Here is a 21,399-nt window from a genome sequence, read left to right as displayed (position 1 = left end):
CGAATGGACTTCATTTAAAATGAAAATATAAAACGGATGCGAACTAAAATTATGAACCTATCGAAGTACAATTCCAAAAAGACAAAGTGAACGACAATTTTCAAAAATATGGCGACCTATTCCAAGTGGACCTTGAACATTTCGATGAATTCTACGGATTGTTAAAGGAAAGAACGCTCAAAAAGTCGGAGTTCTTCCTAAAACAGGGAAAAAAATGCAAACACCTCGGATTTGTGAAAAGTGGAACATTGCGAAGTTTCTACATCAATGAAAGTGGTGAGGATCAAAGTTTCAACATCCACTCAAAAAACCAATTTTTCACGGATTACGAAAGCATACTGAACAATAAAACTTCCAAACTCAATATTCAGGCATTGCGCAAAACAGAAATGCTTTTATTGCACAAAAACGATTTACAAAAACTTTATCTTAAAGAAGCCTATTGGCAGGAATTTGGGCGCAAAATGGCGGAACGGATTTATCTGGATGCCATAAAAAGAATCGAGAACCTACTTTATTTTTCGGCCGAAAAAAGGTATATCAACCTTCTGGAAGAAAGCCCCGAAATCTTCCGGAACGTGCCTCAAAAGCACATTGCAAGCTATTTGGGCATCACCCCACAGTCTTTGAGCAGGATTAGAAGGCGACTGCAAAAAACTTAACTTAAGGTAACGAAATTCTGTCCAGTATATCCTACCTTAATGTCTTAACTAAAAACATTTATACTATGGCAACAAAAAACATAACAATCGTATTGGTACACGGTGCCTGGGGTGACGGTTCACATTGGAAAGGCGTAATCCCAAAACTCGCAAAGGCGGGTTACAAAGTTCGTGCGGTACAAAACCCTCTGACCTCGTTGGCGGACGATGTGCAAAAAACGACCGACCTGGTAAATGCTCAGGACGGCAAAGTGCTGTTGGTCGGTCATTCCTACGGGGGTGCCGTGATAACCGGTGCTGGAAACAACGACAAGGTAACCGGATTGGTCTATATAGCTGCATTTGCGCCCGACAAAGGCGAAAGTTTGGGCGGACTTTTGGCAAAGCGCCCAACCTCTGGTGGTGGAAGCATTGCCCCTGACGACAAAGGCTTTTTATGGATAAAATATGATGAGTTCCAAAGAGAATTCTGTCCCGATGTAAACGATGAAGATGCTCTGGTAATGTCATTATCGCAAAAGGCGATTAGCGGACAATGTTTTGGGGACGAAATGGAAAATCCTGCGTGGAATAAAAAGCCCGTTTGGTACCAAGTTTCCACCCGGGACAAAATGATACATCCCGACACGCAACGTGAAATGAGCGCAAGGATGAACCCGAAAAAAACGATTGAACTGGATGCAAGCCACGCTTCATTGGCTTCAAAGGCAGACGAAATATCGAAATTGATTCTTGAAGCAGCAGAGTCGTTGTCATAACAAATAACAATCTGAAAATGAAAGTTAACATTGGCATTTCCGCAGAAAACAGACAAGAGGTCTCGGACATATTGGGCAAAATCTTGGCGGACGAATTTGCACTTTTCCTAAAGACAAAAAAGGCGCATTGGAACGTTCAAGGAAGCGATTTTAAACCGATGCACGAATTTTTTGAGGAACAGTTCGACCAAATTGACGGATTTGTGGACGATTTGGCAGAACGAATTCGCTCGTTGGGGCATTTCCCACCTTCATCCTTAAAGGAAATGTTGGAATTGACCCAGTTGACCGAAAAGTACGAAGAGGGCACGACATCAAAAGACTTTATCAAAACATTGCTATCAGACCACGAAAGTATCATCGTTGAAATCCGTAAAAACATAGGGCAATGTAGCGACAAGTATAAGGACGAGGGCTCTGCCGGAATGTTGGGAGGACTATTGGAAGAACACGAAAAAATGGCGTGGATGCTGCGTTCCCATCTATAAACGGAAAATGAAAAATGGCGATTTGAGCTTTTAAAACCGAGTCGCCATTTCTATTGAGAAAGTTTAAAAAGGCGTTTTTTCCCTAACACCTTGCTGTGTAACTTTCCATTGCCCATCTTGTTTGACCAGCTTGAAGGTTTCAGGTTTTGAATCGTAAGAAGTAGAGAATTTTACCAGGCAATTTCACCATCGGTTTTCTCATTCAATATCTTAAAATCTGAATCGTTTGAATTTCCATCCGGCACAAAATTCTGGATGCTCACCATACCGTCATAGCCTTCTTTTGTCGTATGGTTTTTTAGGGTTGTGTTGTCTTTAGTGTAAAAACTTTCAGCAACAATTTGAGCCGTTTCGACAGGGGAAAGTTCCTTTTGTTCTGCACAGGCAAAAAGCAGCAGAACCAACGCATAAATGACCAATCTTTTCATAATATTCTAATTTGGGTTATTGATAAAATTATGGGACACCTTCAATTTCAGGTTGCGTTCGCCATTGTTTTCGTTCAGTTCCAGAATCACCCTGCGGTCATCGCTCAACGAAAATTTAGGCATCACATAAACCAATCTGGAGGTTTCGCCTTCAGCTATTTTGCTAGGTCGGTCGTGGACAAAGAGCGGTTCTTGATGCAGGCTTTGCAAGGATTTTTTCCTTCCCTTTTGTCGGGTCTCGACCGAAAAGTTCAAAAAATTCAAATCGTAATCCAATGTGGATTTGTTCTCAATGCGAATCACGAAGTACAGTTCCTCTCTGTCAAAAACAATATTTTCGATGCTCAGAACAATGCCCTCGCTTCGTTTTTTTATCCTTCCGATGCGATGTTTTCGGGTCAGCAGATAGGAACAGAATTTTTGATAATAATAAGTCCGATTTCCAATTTCCCTTACAGGGTTTAGCTGCCCCTCGTTTTCAATAAATACAGGCCTTTCATTGCCTATACTGCTATCCATCGGGATAAAATAATTCAGCTTTTCAAGCTGCTCTCTGTAACATACAATATACGAAAAAATGGCGCCATTTCGGTTGATTACTAGCAGATTACTTTCCTTTCCGGGCTTGGCCTGCAACAAGCCAAAATATTGTTCCTTTTCCCGGTTATAGGTAAAGACAAAATTCTCTGAACCTGTGATGCCCTGACGAATTGGTTCTGGAAAGAACAGGGCAACGTTCTTTTGGTCATTGGCATATATGGTGTCCAGGGTTTGTTGTGCCGTTATAAAGATTGGGCAAATCAATAGCAGTGATAGGATGTAAGTTTTCATTGTGATAGGAATTAAATTATTGCCGATTGTCGGATTTTAAAATGAGTTTGTAATTATTGAGCACTGTCACCTTTACGTTTCGGTTTCTTCGGCGAAGCACTTTACTGACACCGCCGACTTGGGGAACACCAGGCACGTTGATGTCCTGAATAATATCGTCCAGCACTTCGCCCGTGGCCTCTGCCCTGAAACTATTCTGTACATAGATGCCCTCGCTGCCATCCTGAAAATCAATTGCCTTTAGGCTTGTGGGATGATGGTCGATATTTTCTATTTCGATAAGGGCACGATTAGGCTGAAAGCTTATAAAACCAAAGACATCGGTATTTTTCGGAATGCGCTTGCCGTTAATGGTCGCATCCTGCATCAAACGCATCCGTAAACGGGAATTGACCATAACGGTCTGGTCGCCATTGACCACGACATAAATAACATCATCCGTTGCACCAAGCACAGAAATTTCATTTCGCTTTGGATCCGAGGCAAAGAACAATTGATGTTCTAGACCGAGTTCCTTGGCCTTGATTTTTTGTTCGGCAATGATTTCGGAAGAATCAATTTTCTGTTCGGTTTTTTGGACAACCCTTTTTGTTCCGATATTCCGATACGTCCTTTCGGAATAGTTAATCCTGTTGGATTTATAGATACTGTCCACGATGCGCTGTTTTTCCAATTCGGGTAGGTCGGGATTGTAAAGTCCGGTAGAATCCAACAGCTTTTCATCATAAATGCTTGGTGCATTGGTTTCCCGTACTTCTTTTAAATCATTGATGGCATCCAGTTTGGAATCATATTCCTTTTGTTCTTCTTCCAGCTCGGGCACCAAGGTCTGTTCCAGATTTTCATTGTCGCTTTCGTCATCGCCCATAACCATAACCGAATAGGAAATAAGGAAAATGAGCAGCGTGGCCAGGACAATGGCAAATACTATTTTGTTCTTTTCAACTTTAACTTTCATAATAGTAGTTTTTAATTGCCGATTACCTGCCCGACGGCAGGCTGGTCGGCTCAATTTTTCTTAATGAGTTCTCGAAATATTCGGTGATGAGCAGCCCGTGCGGATTGTTGGGAAAGTTCCTATCAACGGTAATCAGGTTTCCAATAGAGACCAATTCGTAGGTGTCAATGGTAGAACCACGGTTGATTTCAAAAATGGTTACCGTTCTGAATGCATAGGTGTCATCCCGTTTCTCGATTTGGGAATCGATACTCAACACTTTTTGAACCAGGGAATATTGCAGCAATCGGTTATAGACCCCGTCCGCTTTTTTCTGACGATAGAGGTTATCTACAGAACTGTTGCCCAACCAAAGTGCCTTTTCCAGATTTTTTTCATAATTGCTCGCATCGATGTTATAGAAATAGGTGTGGAACAGTTGCAAGTGCGACAAGGCCTCGACCTTAAAATTTTCTTGTTGCACGACCAACGTTAATGGAATCACCGAACCATCGGTGTTGACGGCAAAGGCACTGTTTAATGCCCTTTTGTTAATGGTATGAGCCATCCAAACCGAAAAGAAGCTCGACAATGCCGCAGAGATAACCACGGCAAGCACGATGAACCGATTTGTTTTTAGGACGGCATAAATGTTTTTGTACGGTGTTTTCATTTTGATAGGTTTAGTTGCTGAACAATCTGAGGGTAAATGAGGTGGCACGCCTATATAACTTAAACTTTAGGAACACAATGAACACAACGGAGCCTAATTGCACCACAGGGGCAAAAAAGCCTTGGCCAACATCCGTACCGAATAGATTGGTCCAGAAATTGGTATTGATTTCGTTGTAGATGGCATTGATAAAGACGTTGACCAAAAAGAAAGCCGGCACGAGCATATAAACGGCTGCATACAGTTTGAAGAAGTTGTACGCAAGCGACCGGAATTTTTCAAAGACCGCCAAGCTGATGACCAAAGGAAAGAATGCCTGCATTATGCCTAACAAGAAAAAGCGTTCAGCAAGGAAAAGTGGATAAATGAACAAATCCAAAATCCACAGAATAATACTGACGATGAATGCAAATATCTTGAAACCGTACAACGGTGTTACCAATGCTTCGTACAACAATGCCATTGCCGCTTGTGCGGCCTGTACAAACCCGATTTCCTCTTCAATGGGAATATCCTGCATTTGCAATGGTAACAAGGCAGGTGCCGTTCCCCTGTATTGACCTTCTATGGCCACCAAAATATCGTCAAAAAAACCTAAAATTTGCGTAGAGAAAATGACCAAAAGAACAATGGCAAAATTCTTGGCCAGCTCGCCCGGACTCAATCCCCAGGAATAGCCATCCCTATCAGCCACGCCTTCGTTATATTTTTTAAGGATGTTGACCAAAAAGAACAGCACGGCAAGCGTTTTCATCCCGGCAATGGTGTATTGCGAGAATGCGCTGTTCTGTATGGTCTGAAAAATGGTATCGACGTATTCGAGACCAATCCCTAAAATGATGGTGGTGGTCATCGTTAATAATTAGTTTCGCGGTTATTGACCTTATCCTGCATTTTCCTGAAGGAAATAATATCCCGATACCTTCGGGTTTTGGTGTTAACAGCTGACACCATTTCCTTAGATTCTATTTCTTTGGCCTTTAAAATGGCCGCACGTTCAGCATCGCTCATTTTGAGGTAGTCACTGGATAGTACTTCATCAATAAAATCCACCGTGTCCAAGGAGTTTTGAACAATGGCCTCAAAGGATTCCACCACACGACTGACCTCTTCCGGCTTGATATAGGGTGAATTGAGAATGTCCTGCATATCGTCCTGCATTATTTGGATAAGGCGTTGGTTGTTGCTGGCAATTTCCTGAACAGCTCTAAGTTGTTGTACCACGTTTGATACCTTCTCGATGCTTTCTTTGGCATCTTTTAAAAACTTCACGGATTTGATGAGCTGTGCGGTCTGCTTTCCTGATTCCAAAAGCTGTTTTACCAAGCTGATGAAATTGGTGTTGTCATAAACGGGCATCCCCTGGGCGGTGGCACGACCGGGCATTAAAAGGGAAATTGCAAGGAATATCCCGATTGAATAAATTTTGATTTTTGTCTTCATAATTATTGTGATTTAGATGTGAATTCTTTTATGGCCTGTTCCATATTGTTTGTTCTGTTATAAATGGCCATTATGACCTCGTTTTCTGTTCCGTCCGTTAGGTAAGCCGCATAGACTTCCTTGGGGACTTCCAATCGGAAAATGTTGCTTTCCTTGCCAATTTTGATGAACATTTCGGTGTACTTTCTCGGCCCTGAAAGGTTGTTCTTGATGGATTTTAACTGGTTCAGGTCGTGACTGGATAGGTTCAACCGTTTGACCAGTTCCTCATAGCCCTTTTCATTGTTCAGGCTATAGATGACCTGGGTGTTTTCGAGGATGCTTGCCGATGTGGAATTGTTCGGCAATTGGTTGATGGACTGTAAAATAATTCCTATGGCACCGTTCTGCTTTCGAATGGCCTGATAGTAGAACTCCACACTTTCCAACACGTTTTCAAACTTCAACTGTTTGGCAAACTCATCGAATAGGATGATGCCTTTTTCGGCACGGTTCCGCCAAATGGTGCGTTGGATGGAGGATTTGATGAGCTTGAGCATCACGGACAGGATTTCCTTGTTGTCCTTCACTTCATCAAGCTCAAAAACAATCAACCGTTTGTCCTCTATTTTATAGGTCTGGTCTTCGCTGACCTCGAACAAAAAACTATATAGACCATCGCCGACGTACTCTGACATTACGTGCAAAAAGCTCGTTACATTAAAGTAGTCGGGATGGATTTTTAGGTCGTTCAGAATATCCTTATGGTGCCTTTCTATAAAATGGTAGAACCCGTCAAGGGAATGGTTTTCCGAAACGCTATCGTAATAATGGCTCAGAATCTTCTTGACAGAAACGGATTGTGCCTTGGTTACCTTTAAATCCGAAGCGAAGAGTTCAAAAAGGAACACGGACAAATCCTCCAGACGTTCCGGTGTCAGGTCGTTTTGGTCGCTGATGTAAAATGGATTGATACCCAGATTTTTTCCGCTTTCATAACGTAGCACGGTGTATTTTTCGGGATAGAGCTTGGCGAATTTCGTATACGAACCGCCCAAATCGATAATGACCAGACGGACACCGTTTTCAAAATATTGGCGCAGGATGTTATTGGCCAAAAAGGATTTGCCCTCGCCCGTTGGGGCGAATATGGCGAAGTTCCGTGCCTTGATGCGCTTTTTGCGTTCGTCCCAAACATCTTTTAAAACAGGAATGTTATGCTCTCGGTCATTGAAGATGATTCCGGTTGCATCCGATTTGTAGTTGGTATTGTTGATGAACAGGCAAAGGGCGTGCTTTAAATCGGTGACATACAAGTCGTTGTTTGAAAAGTTGGATGAGAAACAGCAGAAGCTATTTAGAATGTAATTTTTTCGTTCTTCGCCTCTTGGGTAGTATGGGATGATATCGAGTTCCTTAAACTCGGTCTTGATTTTTGAGGTAATCGAATCAAGACCCTTTTTGTCTTTTGCCCAATACACTACATTGAGATGACCACGAATAATCCGAGCATTGTCGTCGGCATTGATTTGGTCAAGGATGTGCTGGATTTTACCAAGCACCACTTTGTTCTGAGAACCGAAATTGGAGCTTTTGTTCAGTTCCTCCACTTTTTTGTCGAGCAGTTTGCGCCACTTTTGCTTGTCGTCAAGATATAGGATTTGGTTGACGATATGGTTTTCGTAGAGCGTAAGCCCTAAGCCATCGATAAACCCCTGATGAAATACAAAATCGTCCGAAGTGAATTTCTCATTGGTCTTGCTGCTCTGTACACTTTCGCCAAAGCACAGTTCGCTGTTAATGGCCAGGGCATCAAAATGGTTGTCGCCAATGGCGACGTTTTTCTTTTCCAATAAGATGTCGGTGTCAAATCCCTCACTGAACCCATTGAAATAATTTCGGGTAAACTCCATTATTTCCGTCTCTTTTAATGGTCTCAGGGACACCCTGCGACTGTTGCTGATATAGGAAACCGAATCATTGACCGCATTGGCGAAGCCCTTTACGTTATCGTCCATTTCCTGAACGATACTTTTGGACACCTTTCGGAAGGGGTTGACGTATTTTGGATTGTTGAGTGCCTTGTTCTTGGTAAGGATAAAGAACAGATAGCATTGATGTTCGATATATTCTCGACCTTTAAAATGGTCGTGCGTGGCCTTTTCTAAAAAGGTGCTGTTCGGCAGTTGTTCCGAGGAATAGGTTTTCTTTAAATAAATATCCTGTTTATGGACTACAGTACCCACGGGTAGAGACTTTAAAGCCTGGAACCAAGCCCCGTGCATATCCTCAAAGTCCTTTTCGGAAAGCGAATAGATTTCAGGTAGATTGCCCTTAAAGCACAATACCACATTGCCATTGTTGGCAAAGACGATATTATCTTGAATATCCGCAATAGGTCGATATGCCGAAAGGTTAATCTTGTTCATAATCAAATCCTGAGTTACGCTTGTTACTGATGATTTTCGGGAAGGGGTTTCCCATTTGAAAGAGTTGTGGGTTGTTGGCCATCCGTATCAGGGCGATATAGAGAACGGCATTGAACAGCAATAGTCCTATGATGATACCAAAACCAAAAGAAAAGATGATGATGAGCAAGGATCCCAAAATGGAAACCATCATCAAGGCGAACAAAGAAATGGGCAGGCCAAAAATGACCGCCCCTTTCCGCATATTTCTATAGACCTCGTACTTCTTCATTTTAAACTACGATGCCAATTAAATAAGTAAAGATGCCCACAACCGCCCCGGCGATAAGCACAAAGACCAGTACACGGGTAATGCCTTTTTTGAGGTCGGCGTTTTCACCAAAAAAGTGTCCGGCATTGAAGAGGAAGCCAATAAGGAAGATGACCCCAAGGATGATGGGGAAAATGGTTCGGATGGTATCGGAAACGTCATTGACCGAATCCTCGATGCCACCGATTTGGGCAAAAAGGGATGTGGTCAATAACGAAAGAACGCCTGCCAAATAATGTGATTTTTTCATAACGAATAAGTTTAAAAATTTGTATTGTTTTCGTTATGGGAAATTTACATATATTTGAGGGTAAAATATTGTAAATCAATTAATTGTGAATAAAATATTATTTGATATTGTTTGGTTTCCGTTGCTATTATTTGGCATCAAATTCTATGCGATTTTGAAACCCGACTGTTGATAACCCGAAAAATGAAAATGAAAAATCTGCTCAAAAACGTCAGTTTTGCCATTTTGCTCTTCAAAAGTTGCTTGCTTTCGGGGCAGGATTTGGATGCAAAAAAAGTAGTTGTGATCGACCCCGGACACGGTGGAAAAGATTCGGGTGCAATCGGTGAAAATAGCGTACAGGAAAAAGAGGTTGTTTTGAATATTGCCAAGGCCATTTTAGAGCTTAACGAAAAGTCAAAATCGCCAATGGAAATCTATTTGACACGATATAACGATACATTAATTTATTTGTCCGATAGAACCAAGCTGGCCAAAACCTTAAAAGTTGATTTGTTCGTGTCGTTGCATTGCAACCATTCCGATAATCCCTATGCAAGGGGTATTGAAGTTTACGTGGGAAGTCAACAAACCCAGTATTCCGATAATGCTACTTGGCTTGCCTTTAATTTACAAGCGAACCTTAATAAGAAGATGGGTTTTGAGAGTAGGGGCGTAAAGTTTGCCAATTTTCAGGTGCTAAGGGAAACGATAGGTTATTTGCCCTCTGTATTGGTGGAATTGGGTTTTTTGAGTAATGGGGATGAGGAAAATTATTATTCGGATTCAAAGAATCTACGGCTTGTGGCCAACCTCATTTTAACAACATTAAAATCAATGCTATGAAGGAATTATTTTTGGAGCTGGTAAAGAGTTTGAAAGCGATTATAATTGAATTTGTTTCAGAAATTATCTTACTGTACAAATCGTTCAAAAGCTGAATCACTTCCTCTTATCCCCAGCCCCTTTATCAAAAGCAATCAAATTAAAGAGTTCCCGCATCCGGCTGCGGACACGGTTGCCATAGCGTTCTTCTAGTTCCTCAGCGTTAAGGTTAGTGGTAGCGTGGGTCTTTATTTTTCGCTTAGTGGTAAGGTAAAGCTCATAGCGTGATAGTAACACTTCGCCCATCACGTTCAAGTCCTTGCCATAAAATCGGCCAGATGGTTCAATGCCCAAATCGTCAAAACAATAAAATTTGGTATTGCCATATTCCTCGACCGTTTTAAAGCCCAAATGGTTAAAACCAAAAGTTATGTTTCTGCAAGGAATCACTTCATACGGTCGTTGTAATGGCACAATATGCCGCAACAATTTCATCAGGCTTGTTTTACCGCATCCCACTGGGCCGGAAAGTAGAATGCCCTTGTCAATATCAATGCCGTTGGCATCGCAATAAGCTTTATCCTTGATAAAATAGGAACAGAGTTTCAATAGGATTTCCCTGTCCTCATCATAAATCCTGAACTTTTTGCCGAACAACAGCTTGCCCTTGGCATTCAGATACACCAAGATTTTCGAGAAATCGTAAACCACGCTTTTTCCGTCGAACGTTCCGAGCGAATATTCCACGCTGCCTTCAATGATTTTAGAGGGGTTGTCCATAGTCTTTTGTTTTAGTAGTCCGCAGGTTGTCCTTGATTTGGGACGGTTGTTTTTTGTTTGGTTTGTTTTCGGTGTCAAACAATTCAGTACGGTCCATCCAGTTGATAGCCACGGCACGCCAGTCTCGAATCGGTTCGCCATCGCCTGTTTGCCAATTTCGGTCGGCATAATGCAGGTAAAATTTTTCGGCTTCATCAGCTTCAAAATTCTTTTCCTCAAAAAAATCAATGACCGCCTGACAGTCCTTTGGCTGTTTTATAAAGTTTTCCTGTTTGGTATTGTTTGTATTAGATACCAATGCTTGTCCACTGGTGGGACGGTGCGGGTTCACTGCCTGACCATTTTTGGGAAGGTGGTGTCCCCCAAGTGGTACACCTCTGGGATAGTACTGTTCCGCAAGCTGTTCTAATATGGGATTGTACTGTCCCACATCCGGTTCATCACCTGTTCCGATAATGGCCATCTTGACTTTGCTACCCTTGTATGGATTGTTTGATGGGAAATAGGATAGGTATTGCCAACCGTTCAAATCAACAATACATCTATGGTAGGTAGATTTTGAACCAATTTTTGCCGCACGCATCAGTTCCCTACGGTTTACATAAAATTCATCGGCAAAACGGTTGCTGTTCCATTCCTGGAACAAGGCCATATACAGGCTGATATGGGTCGGGTTTAGGCGGTCATCAAAATAGAACTTTTCAAAAGCCGCATTGAGTAGCTTTATGTAGTTCATCGTCTAGGGATTTAGACCGTGGTGCACACGGTTGGCATCCATAACTTTTTGGATTTCCTCGGCATCGTAGTAGATGATACCGCCCACTTTGGTATAGGGCAACGTGCCATTGATGCGAAGATTTTGAAGTGTGCCCGGACTCACTTGAAGCAAATCCATAACCTCTGATGATTTGAGGTATTTTTTGAACCTGCCCTTGGATTGTTTGGCAAGCAGGTTTTTGATGTCATCGAGCAATTCCATTTTGAATTCCCGAAGGTCGTCAGTGGTGATGATACTTGTTGGCATAATAGAACGGTTTAATAGAAAGGGACTGCCGCATTGCTTTCAACTAATTTGACAGCCCCTGACCAGATTTGACTTTCGTTCTACAAAATTGATGGGGTTTAATGGATTTTGTTCCATAGTGTGACCGTACTACGGTGAAAATTTAACATCTTGAATTTTGGGTGAGTTCGATACTGTTTGATGAACAATAGGAAGAAATTTTATATCAAATCCAGTCAATAAAAACGGAAATTATGGCTAAAATGAAAACACCGTAGGTAAACCGTACTAAGGTGATTTTAAATTGGAAAATGAATCTTGGTTATTCATCGCTTTTGTTCATTTCATCTAGTAAAGAGGCGGTAAGTCCATCAAGAAAAGATGTTCTGCTTTTCTTACGGTTTTTGACTTCTTGATAGGTTTTATAGATGTCCTTTGGTGTAAAGTCTAAAACTTGCTGAAGTTTTTCTGAAACCTTGACAATGCCCAGGTTATCTTTACTGCCAAGTCCTTTTGAACATAGAGCATATAGCAGTTCAACATAATCAGTATTGCTGAATGGCCAATGCAGTTTTTCAAAGTTTGTAACGGAGCGAGCAACCCCATTCATTTCGTTTTTCACATTGCGTTTTTTAAATGTTAGATGTTTTGTCAATGATTTGTAAGCATTGTACTTGCCCAAAAGCATATCCCTCGCAGTGCAAAACTCTGGGTCTTGAAAGTAAAATCGAGAAAGGGTGATAGGGGTGCCGTTAAGATGTGCCCTAGTATAGTATTCTTTATCAAAATGGGTCTGTCCAAGCTCTATGTATCTGCCAAAGTCTAGGTTATACAGAAAGAAACGATTTATTTTATCACTTTTCTTCTTTATAGCTTTAAGTTGGCTTTTGAAGTCGATTTTTGGGAATTGGATTTCAAAGGAATGGACTTCAGAAAAGTAAATGAGATTTTCCAATGGGATTTGTTTGGTTTCCTTAAAGAATTGTATTTCTTCTTCAACAGTAGAAAAGCCTTTATTCAATACTTCCTTTTTTAGCTCGCTCAAAACATCCCTACAAACCAAAATGGATTGGTAGGCTCTGTCAATGATATTTTTATTTTCAGATTTTATATCATTTAGGAGTTGGGGGAGGTTTTTTATGAGAGCGTTTTGGTTCATTTGGGATAATTTTTAATTGCGGTGTCATAACTATTGTTTTAAATGTTTTGGTTGGGTTTATCTAGGCTTGGTATTGAATTTCATAAGAATTGGCGGCTTTTATGTTTATTTATAGCCATTAATAAATATACATTGAGGAACTCTATTTATTAGAAAATTAAACCGTAGAATAATACGGGCTAACACGTATTTATCTACGGAAAGAAGATTTACCCAAGAATTAAGGAAATTACTGACTATTTGCTGGGTTTCTTTTTAAACCGAGAAATGAACTGACGCTTGTTTTTTACTCCTGTTTTTTTGAAAATGTTTGAAGCATGTTTTGAGACTGTGCTTTCTGCTATGAATAATTCTTGGGCAATTTTCTTGTAGCTTACGTTATTTAAAATGCACAATGCAATTTCTATTTCCCTGCGCGTCAAATCTTCATAAACAATTTTTGATTCTGAAGTTACAATATGCTTTTTTTTAGTTAGAGCAAAGACCTCATACATTCTGGAGTGGTGGGCGAGTATGTATAGGTAACGGTCTATTTCAATCACAGTGATTGCGTAAAAAGCCAAGTTCATCACAGAGAAAGTTAACCATTGATAATCACCAATTGCCGTTAAAATGGGCAAGAGTGCTATACTTCCAGCACTTATCAATGACAATTTATTTCTTCTTAAAATTATAGGAGATGTGTTTTTTGGGTTGGAAATCCTGCGGCAAAAAACAACCAGAAAAGTGAAGGTCAATAATGAAATAGGAATATTGAATAAATACTTTGATGCTATTAATGATTTGGTAAAATAGTAAGGGATTAAATACAAGGCAACATAGCTGATTGCCGAAATTATTATAATGTTCTTTATAGAGGAGTTGAACTTCAGAACAATGATGTCATATTCCTCATAAAGATAGTAAACAATATAGATGCAAAGTGCAATTGCAATGCCGTAAGTGATAATGTATTGTAGGATTATTGGTCCTGGAAATTTATCCGTTGGCAAAAAGCCTCCCGTGAAGTTGTAAGTAATAAATAACAGCCCAAGATTGATGAACCGTTTTAAATCGTTTCGTGTTTTCTTTTTTGAAATATAGATAGCGATTAGCACAATAACTGAATCAGCCAAAAGGTAGAAAAAAGTAGTCCAATGTATAGAGGTGCCAAACATCATCCATTCTTATTTATTTATGGATTCAAAACGGTTGTTTTCCGTATCCTTCCGCACGTTGTCCCAATTGTAAATATTTCCATTCATGGCGATATACACACCAGATTCAAGAAATTGCAACGCTGAAATGGCAAAACCTAAATTAAAGGACGCATCAGATTCTGGATTTGTACCCAAAATGAAAGCACCAGTCAATACCACAGTCTTATTTAAGTTTTGCTGACCTAAAAATTTTGCGGTCTGCACCATTGTTATTGTTCCGTGTGTAACGAGGATTTTTGATGATTGGACATTTTGAATTTTTGAAGCCATCAAAGCCCTATCGTCATCGGTTACAAACTGACTATCTTTATCCAAAATCTTCTCAATGGAATAGTCCGATTTAGTTAATATTGACTTAATGATTTCCTGAATGGATTTGGTGTTTTCTTGTTTGGAACTAGGCCGGTCGTAATCATAGCCTTCGATGGTACCGCCAGTAGTAAAAATTTTAATCATTCTAAGTAGGTTTTAAAGAGGGAATTGGTTCAAAATTGGATTTTCAAAAGACGATGTCATAAACAAAAAAGTCTACCATACTGGTGAATCCTAGTGTTCAAGTAATTTTTTGTTCGTTTTTATGAAAGTATCATTGCCGTGCTCTTATTTATTAATTTTTTAAAACGTCTTGTATTTCTGTATGTTTTTTGAACATAGCATTTGCAAAAGGACAAAGGGGCATAATGTTCAAGCTGTTTTCTCGTGCATATTCTACAGATTGCATTACTAATTTTTTTCCAAAGCTTTTGCCTTCAAATCCTTTTTCTATTCCTGTATGGTCAATTATAAATTTTGATTTTCCCGCCCATACGTAAGTCATTTCTCCAGCAAACACATCATTTTCATAAATGGCAAATCGTCCTCTTTTCCCATCATCTTCTTGTTCTATTCTAATTATGTTCTGAGTTTCTTTTATGCGCAAAGCTGCTGATGGGCATTGCGAGACTTGATTTACTAACGCTTCGGATGATGCATTTTCAGGTTTTATCCAATGCCTTTCTTTGGGGTTATAAACTTTTGGTAATGTTCTTACACATATACCTGCATGAGTGCATTTTGTAGGATTCCATATAATGGTGACTTCTCCGTTTGTATATTCTTTAGTTTTCATACTGAACTATTTTAATTACTTGAATCATAATCTAAATTGATTACCGCTAAACATGCCCCATTTATAACATTTGGATTCTTCATTGGTATAAAAGAGTACCAACTCCGTACCAGTTGATGCCGTAAACGACACCTCTTCATTTTGAATGATAGCGCTTTCTTCTATATGCTGCATAACAAAACTAGGAGGGTTGTATATAGCATCGAATTGTGCATGCTCTGTACAGATATTTTTCCAAGGTACTTCCATTTCATCACCGATTAATTGGTTAATTGTAGTATTTTTGTCTTGCCCTATTTCGTTGTGATTTACCGCCTTGTAAACAAAATTGTCAGTACCAATTTTTATAAAAGCATTAGGAGTGTAATGGGCAATCTCCATTGCTTTTGCAACATTTTTTCCTTTACTTGCTATGCGCGAATACCCACTCCGTATAAGGTCGCCAATTGCAAGTGCATCTGTTTTAAGAAATTTTCTTCTGTTAACTTTTACATTAGAGTACATTGGACGAGAGGTTTTAAGCTTTATATTATCAAGATAAAGAATTTCTTCTAACTGAATATATATTCAGTTTAAGATTTTTTTAAGAGAAAAGGCAATTTATAATCATTCTGAATAGTTGTTTATATTTAGTTAAATTTGTTTTGAATACATGCTCTGGAAATAATCCCGTAATAACTTTATTAACACTAAAAACTTGCTTTTTAAAGAAATAAATACTGACCGACTAGAAGCTTTTAGAGATGCGGTTCGCAATTATTGCCGCAATTAGTGTATTGGAGTTTAAAGTGCCTGAAGGTTGAGAATGTTATGATTTAAAACCTTTGATTCCAAAATTTTCTATTTACATCCTGAGTTTTTTGTACTTAGAATATATATGAACAACCACCACCAATTAATGCATGTATATGAAAAGTAAATGGTAAAGTGTTATAGGGAGTAATCTTCACTTATTATTTTGGCTTTTCATTTTTTCCTTGCAACGGCCTACATGGGAGAAACCATTTTATCGTGATACCTGCCACATTATACGGTCTTGTTTTACTAATGGCAGTTATATCTTGGTTCGTTTTGGAGTAAACGTTAAAGAGGTATTTCAAGAATCCGATTTTTTGGAAGCACGGTTTATATAATGGTTGGATTTATTTGGTTTGCTCTTGGCAAGTTATTTTGCTAAAAATTTACCTTTTGACCTCACCCGTAGCATTTGAGGTAAAAGGCTTACCTTCTCAACGTTAAACTCTACATCTTCATTTAAACTTCCTTCCCGTTCGTTTTGGCAGACGAGAAGATTGGGTTTAATTCCCTGATGCTCTGCGACTAAATAAACAAAAAATTAATTCAACTCAATACCTTGTCGTATCTTACGTCGAGGTAATTCATTGACTACAAATATAATTGTTGATTTAACTGAAAGTGTAAAGAAGAATGCGGTTTGAAACGGTTTTCCTTGTGACCATCACTATACATGCTACTGAAGGTCAAAAAGCCTTTCATCGCAATTTCGTAGATTTGTTTTTAGCGGAAATAAAAAGCTTCACGATGGTTTTTTAATCTGAATTGATTTGTGAAAAAGCAACAATGAACCCATTTAAATCAACTAGAACCAGTAGGTAAAGCTATAAGATTGTTCTGTAAACTTATCTTAATTAGATTGGTTATGTCGTCGTTTAGCTGTTCTTTTTTTTTGCTAAGATTAGAAATTTATGACATTCTTTAGGGCTTCATCTACATCTTTGTATATAAAGTTAGCCTGATAATTAATGGTTGTTTTTAAATCTGTATGCCTATACAATTTTTGAAGCATTTGAGGGTGAATGCTGTCTGCTGCAATATTGCCAAAAGAATGACGGGCAATGTGCATGGTTATCTTCTTTTTAATACCTGCTTTTTTTGCAAGTTTGTTCAAATGGGTATTAAATTTCTTATTGGCAACTTTTTTCTTTCTGTAAATATCCATAGCATCAGATAAATCAGCTTTCTTCATTTCTGGAAACACAAAATCGTTGTCACTATCTTTGGTCGATATGTAATACGCTAAAATGGTCTTGACTTTCTCGGGAATCATAAGGGATAATAATTTGGAATTTTTGCTCATACGGTAATGCAATCTACCATCATAAATTTGAGACCACCTTGTTAACAAAACATCCGATATTCTCATTCCAGCAAAATAGAAACTAAACAACCATACATTGAGTGAGTGTCTTTCGGTTTCTGAAAGGTTGGTCAAATTTTCAAGGGCCTTTATCTCTATTTCAGATAATCCTATTTTGACGGTTTCTGGAAACTTGATTTTGAATTTACCATTACCAAAAGGATATATTTCCTTACTTACAGCTTTGTCCCGAATGGCTCTATTAAACAGCAATCTTATTAATACCATTACATTCATTGTAGTAGTTTCACTTAATGAGCAAGAACCTTTTAAGTATATTTTGAATTTTTTGAGAAAGCACTCGTCGATTTCTTGAAAAGTAAGATGTCGACCAGAGCAATATTTTTCTATATAACTAAGCCAAGCAGAATCTGTTGAGTAGCGATTAATTTTGTTTTCAGCCTGCAAGCCTTCTAAATGCTCATTAGCAAAATCAAAAAATGTTAGGCTAGATTTTGGTTTGTAAATTTCTCTTTTAATTTGCTGAGCAGATGCATCCCTGTTGTTGGTTTGTAAAAAAATCAGTCCTTTCCTAGTTTCTGAAAGTTTAGATGCTATAAGGTTGTTTAAGCTGTCTGCGTTAGGGTGAGATTTTTTTACTTTTAAGTCTTTTGAATCCCAATCTTCCAATTCAATATAATGGCCTAATTGTTTATAAGTTGAACGACGGTTTTTGGTTATCCTAATAGCAAGAGGATATAGTCCTTTAGAATTAGGTTTTTTGCGAAGAATTATTTTTGCACTTGTTGACATTTTTAACCTGTTTAGATACGAAAGCCAAATCAGGTACAACATTTTGTCAAAAATTCACTCTAAAGATACGTCTTTATTAGGAATTTTGGGTACAACATAGGTACAACAAATGTTGATATTAACTGATATTAATTGACCTTAAATAAAATGATTAAAAACATAAATCATTGAAAATGAGTTAATTTATGTTTTATTGGTGCAATATATACCAGACTTAGGATCTAGTGCCGCGAGGTGTGGGAGTTCGAGTCTCCCCGCCTGTACAAAAAGAAAAAAGCTTCTCAAGTAATTGAGAAGCTTTTTTAATTATAAATGCTATTAATCTTAGGCTAAATTTTAATCAATTTAGAAGTTAATACTTGTCCTTCGTTATTTTTTATCTTAACTAGATAAATACTATCATTTAATTCTGATATATCAAACGATTTATTTTGAGTAAATTCCCCTTTAAATGTTTTTACAAGTTTTCCTGTTAAATCATAAATTCTTAATTCATTAGCATTTTTATTAATGTTAAACGAATTGTTTACAGGATTTGGATAAATTTTAAATGATAAACTCAACTCTTCGTTTTCAACAGATAATGTTGGAGCTTTATTACCATACATTTTAAATTGTCCTGCAGCAACTGTTATTGGATTAGTAACACTTGTAACATTAATAAAAGTACTTCCTGTAGCATCCATTAAATCATACCAATCTCCTGTATATGGAAAATTTGGCGTAATGTTTTGAGAGTTAACATCAAAGTTTGCTAAAATAACCACATCTTTAAGTTGTGTTGATGGCAATGCATCATCTTTAATTAAGATGGTTGGAGTTAAATTGCCTGAGTTAATTGTATAATCACCTTCAAAAACAGCTTCATTTATTTTTAAATAATTAATTCTAGACCAATCATTGTAAATTTTATTTCTATTAGAATTAGCAAGCCAATTTTCAGACCACTGAGGTTGTGGTTTTGTGTCTAATTTACAATCACCATCTGTCCCGCCAGGTTCATTAACAGTACCATTATTACATGTAAAAATAGAATTTTGCATACCTAAGTCACCAAAATGCCAAATCATTTTAGGTCCTGGAACTGTTAGACTAACTGCACCAAGTGCAGACATTCTTGATAAAGCTATATTTAGATTTTTAACATCATGAGATGAATTTGTTGAGTTACCAAACTGTAAATTTTTATACATTAACCGTTCCTCATCATGACTTTCAGGGTAGCCAATAATACGAGCTCCTAAAAACGAAGGACGTGATTTATGACCAATCCCATTAATGTTATTATTAGAATCAAAGCCCATTGTAAGTTGATTATAGGGGTCTGTCATTTTCCCCCACATCATTACACCTTTTCCTTCACTATATCTATAATTAGCCCATTCTTTTTCTTCGTTTTCACTACCTAAATGTTCAAAAATCACATAATGATCTGGATCTAATAACCAAGAATAATCTGCATACTCTTTTAAAATAGCAACTCTGTCAGCTTGATAAGAATTTGTACAACCTTGATCATTAGCTGTACAATTTTGAGTAAAACCTTTAGTTAAATCCCAACGAAATCCGTCTATTTTAAATTCTTCAATCCAATGCTTAATGACGCGTTTAACATAGTCTTTAGTTCTAGGGTTAGAGTGATTATAATCACTTCCAACACTATAACTATGTCTTGCTACTGTATTAAAGTATGGGTTTTCTGTACTTGGATCTCCCCATCCATCACTATCAGGATCGTTCATCCACATTCTAACCATAGGACTTCTACCAAAAGCGTGATTTAATGCAACGTCAAAAATTACTGCTATACCATTTTGATGGCAAACATCAATTAATTCTTTTAGCTTATTTTCAGTACCATAAAATTTATCTAAAGCCATATGAAAAGCTGTGTTATAACCCCAACTTTCATTGCCTTCAAACTCCATTACAGGCATTAATTCAATAGCATTAATATTTAAATTTTTGAAATAGTCAATTCTATCAATTAAATCTTGATAGTTTCTATCTACATCAAAATCTCTTACCAAAACCTCATAAACGATTAAGTCTTCTTTTTTAGGTTTATTAAAATTTGTGACTTGCCAGTTATATGGTGTTTGCCCTGTTTGTAATACTGTAACTTCTCTTTCTTGTCCAACAGGATATGTTGGCATATTTGGATAAGAGGCAGCAGGAATGTATGGATCATCAAATGGAGACAAAACCAAAGTAGAATAAGGATCAGCTGTTTTTACCAAAGCAGGTGAGTTAGCTAATGGAGTCTTGTCAGCAACCCAATACTGATAAGTTTCAATTTGTCCAGGTGTTAAACCAGTTAATGTTATCCAAAATTTATTGTTCCTGGTTGGATCTTTTTTCATTGCATATGCCGAAGTAGGTTGCCAGTTATTAAAACTACCTGCTAAATAAACAAAATCTTTTCCAGTAGCATATAAGACTAATACAGCTTCTGTATTGCTTAAATATGTTATGCCATCTTGATAGGTTGTTGGCATTATGCCAATATTAGAGCCAGGATCTATTAACACCGAAAATTCTTTAGTAATAGTATCTCCATTAAGTGTGACTTCTAATTTATAATTTTGATTTTCGGTAATATTATTATGAGCATATGAGTATGAAGCAATATTAGATTGTGAGTTTATTATTGATCCGTTGGATTTAAGAACATAATTTGCATTGCCACCAATATTACTAGCGCTTATGGATAGATTACTGCCTGAAGTTAATATTGTAGTAGAATTTTGAGCAGGATTACCCATTGTTACTCTAAAAGAACCAACATCGACTAAAACATCTTGAGATTTTTTGTCTCCTGTACCATCTTTTGCTTTAACTAAAAAGCCTATTCTTCCAATATTTGTTCTACTATAAAATGCAGTAGGAGTAAAAGTTAGAGTATAGGTGTCGTTTCCGCTATTATAAGTTAAACGATTGGCTTCGTTCGAATTTGTCCAAGTGCCATTTGTAGGACAATCTTGTTGATTTGATAGGTTTAAATCATAAGACCATGACCATAAATATAGCGCATTACCAGTAACTCCCCATGTTGCTTCATTTATGCTATTGCCATTAATAGTTAATGTAATAGCATCTGTTTCTTCAAAAACTGTTGGAGTAATTGAATATGTTATTGTTTGTTGTTGAGAATAAACAACCGTAGAAAATAGAAAGAATATTAAAAATATTTTTTTAATCATAGCAAATATTTTTTAATTGAAAAAGGGCTGATGTGTACTATCAG

23 protein-coding genes are annotated in these 21,399 nt (G+C 37.9%); 4 read left to right on the top strand and 19 right to left on the bottom strand.

The annotated features are described in order from the left end of the window. Positions 1–86 precede the first annotated feature (86 nt). The 3 genes from IEW41_RS05015 (at position 87) to IEW41_RS05005 (ending at position 1,908) form a co-directional block, all read left to right on the top strand. Positions 87–662, top strand: coding sequence for a Crp/Fnr family transcriptional regulator (locus IEW41_RS05015; RefSeq protein WP_229660169.1), 576 nt, complete (start codon positions 87–89; stop codon positions 660–662). 65 nt (positions 663–727) lie between these two features. After that, positions 728–1,420 carry an alpha/beta hydrolase gene (locus IEW41_RS05010; RefSeq protein WP_136564566.1) on the top strand — a complete coding sequence of 231 codons (693 nt, stop codon included), beginning with the start codon at positions 728–730 and terminating at the stop codon, positions 1,418–1,420. 17 nt (positions 1,421–1,437) lie between these two features. After that, a complete protein-coding gene (locus IEW41_RS05005) occupies positions 1,438–1,908 on the top strand; it encodes a Dps family protein (protein ID WP_136564565.1) in 471 nt (156 codons plus the stop codon). Positions 1,909–2,078: 170 nt separating this feature from the next. Here the strand turns inward: IEW41_RS05005 and IEW41_RS05000 are convergent, their stop codons facing one another. Genes IEW41_RS05000 through IEW41_RS04960 form a run of 9 tightly spaced genes read right to left on the bottom strand, consistent with a single transcriptional unit; the run spans position 2,079 to position 9,188 of the window. Then, entirely contained in the window at positions 2,079–2,336 is a 258-nt protein-coding gene (locus tag IEW41_RS05000) for a hypothetical protein (protein ID WP_229660168.1), read from the bottom strand. Positions 2,337–2,342: 6 nt separating this feature from the next. After that, a complete protein-coding gene (locus IEW41_RS04995) occupies positions 2,343–3,167 on the bottom strand; it encodes a DUF4138 domain-containing protein (protein ID WP_136564564.1) in 825 nt (274 codons plus the stop codon). 16 nt (positions 3,168–3,183) lie between these two features. Beyond that, positions 3,184–4,125: a conjugative transposon protein TraM gene (gene traM, locus IEW41_RS04990; protein ID WP_136564563.1), complete on the bottom strand. Its 942-nt coding sequence runs from the start codon at positions 4,123–4,125 to the stop codon at positions 3,184–3,186. A 22-nt stretch (positions 4,126–4,147) separates the two neighbouring features. Then, a complete protein-coding gene (locus IEW41_RS04985) occupies positions 4,148–4,777 on the bottom strand; it encodes a conjugal transfer protein TraK (protein WP_136564562.1) in 630 nt (209 codons plus the stop codon). Positions 4,778–4,787: 10 nt separating this feature from the next. Next, positions 4,788–5,630 (bottom strand): hypothetical protein, encoded by an 843-nt coding sequence (locus tag IEW41_RS04980; RefSeq protein ID WP_136564561.1) that lies wholly within the window; start codon positions 5,628–5,630, stop codon positions 4,788–4,790. 2 nt (positions 5,631–5,632) lie between these two features. Then, a complete protein-coding gene (locus tag IEW41_RS04975; RefSeq protein ID WP_136564560.1) occupies positions 5,633–6,220 on the bottom strand; it encodes a conjugal transfer protein in 588 nt (195 codons plus the stop codon). 2 nt (positions 6,221–6,222) lie between these two features. Continuing rightward, complete coding sequence (locus IEW41_RS04970) at positions 6,223–8,628, bottom strand: TraG family conjugative transposon ATPase (RefSeq protein ID WP_136564559.1); 2,406 nt, start codon at positions 8,626–8,628, stop codon at positions 6,223–6,225. Beyond that, complete coding sequence (locus IEW41_RS04965) at positions 8,615–8,899, bottom strand: hypothetical protein (RefSeq protein ID WP_136564558.1); 285 nt, start codon at positions 8,897–8,899, stop codon at positions 8,615–8,617. Before IEW41_RS04965 ends, IEW41_RS04970 begins: the two co-directional genes overlap by 14 nt. A 1-nt stretch (position 8,900) precedes the next feature. Continuing rightward, the gene (locus tag IEW41_RS04960) at positions 8,901–9,188 is read right to left on the bottom strand and encodes a hypothetical protein (protein WP_136564557.1); all 288 of its coding nucleotides are present in this window, start codon (positions 9,186–9,188) and stop codon (positions 8,901–8,903) included. A gap of 183 nt (positions 9,189–9,371) precedes the next feature. On the opposite strand from IEW41_RS04960, the gene IEW41_RS04955 reads away from it, so the two are divergent. Continuing rightward, the gene (locus tag IEW41_RS04955) at positions 9,372–10,013 is read left to right on the top strand and encodes an N-acetylmuramoyl-L-alanine amidase family protein (RefSeq protein ID WP_308419840.1); all 642 of its coding nucleotides are present in this window, start codon (positions 9,372–9,374) and stop codon (positions 10,011–10,013) included. 96 nt (positions 10,014–10,109) lie between these two features. Here the strand turns inward: IEW41_RS04955 and IEW41_RS04950 are convergent, their stop codons facing one another. The 10 genes from IEW41_RS04950 to IEW41_RS04900 all read right to left on the bottom strand — a co-directional run bounded on the left by IEW41_RS04950 (position 10,110) and on the right by IEW41_RS04900 (position 21,355). Further along, positions 10,110–10,772 (bottom strand): P-loop NTPase family protein, encoded by a 663-nt coding sequence (locus tag IEW41_RS04950; RefSeq protein WP_188605214.1) that lies wholly within the window; start codon positions 10,770–10,772, stop codon positions 10,110–10,112. Next, a complete protein-coding gene (locus IEW41_RS04945) occupies positions 10,756–11,508 on the bottom strand; it encodes a hypothetical protein (RefSeq protein WP_188605213.1) in 753 nt (250 codons plus the stop codon). Before IEW41_RS04945 ends, IEW41_RS04950 begins: the two co-directional genes overlap by 17 nt. Positions 11,509–11,511: 3 nt before the next feature. Beyond that, positions 11,512–11,796: a helix-turn-helix domain-containing protein gene (locus IEW41_RS04940; protein WP_188605212.1), complete on the bottom strand. Its 285-nt coding sequence runs from the start codon at positions 11,794–11,796 to the stop codon at positions 11,512–11,514. A 301-nt stretch (positions 11,797–12,097) separates the two neighbouring features. Beyond that, the gene (locus tag IEW41_RS04935) at positions 12,098–12,934 is read right to left on the bottom strand and encodes an RteC domain-containing protein (protein ID WP_188605211.1); all 837 of its coding nucleotides are present in this window, start codon (positions 12,932–12,934) and stop codon (positions 12,098–12,100) included. 236 nt (positions 12,935–13,170) lie between these two features. Next, entirely contained in the window at positions 13,171–14,094 is a 924-nt protein-coding gene (locus IEW41_RS04930; protein WP_229660167.1) for a helix-turn-helix transcriptional regulator, read from the bottom strand. 6 nt (positions 14,095–14,100) lie between these two features. After that, positions 14,101–14,589 carry an asparaginase domain-containing protein gene (locus IEW41_RS04925; protein ID WP_188605210.1) on the bottom strand — a complete coding sequence of 163 codons (489 nt, stop codon included), beginning with the start codon at positions 14,587–14,589 and terminating at the stop codon, positions 14,101–14,103. 151 nt (positions 14,590–14,740) lie between these two features. Beyond that, a complete protein-coding gene (locus tag IEW41_RS14625) occupies positions 14,741–15,241 on the bottom strand; it encodes an N-acetyltransferase (protein ID WP_308419839.1) in 501 nt (166 codons plus the stop codon). Positions 15,242–15,265: 24 nt separating this feature from the next. Then, positions 15,266–15,745, bottom strand: a complete 480-nt coding sequence (locus IEW41_RS04910) for a hypothetical protein (protein WP_188605209.1) — start codon at positions 15,743–15,745, stop codon at positions 15,266–15,268. A 1,192-nt stretch (positions 15,746–16,937) separates the two neighbouring features. Further along, on the bottom strand, positions 16,938–18,152 hold the full coding sequence (locus tag IEW41_RS04905) for a site-specific integrase (protein WP_188605208.1): 1,215 nt from the start codon (positions 18,150–18,152) through the stop codon (positions 16,938–16,940). Positions 18,153–18,481: 329 nt separating this feature from the next. After that, positions 18,482–21,355, bottom strand: coding sequence for an alpha-amylase family glycosyl hydrolase (locus tag IEW41_RS04900; RefSeq protein ID WP_188605207.1), 2,874 nt, complete (start codon positions 21,353–21,355; stop codon positions 18,482–18,484). Positions 21,356–21,399 lie beyond the last annotated feature (44 nt).

It is taken from the genome of Aquaticitalea lipolytica, assembly GCF_014641635.1.
GTDB lineage: Bacteria > Bacteroidota > Bacteroidia > Flavobacteriales > Flavobacteriaceae > Aquaticitalea > Aquaticitalea lipolytica.
This window is presented reverse-complemented; position numbering and strand designations above follow the sequence as displayed.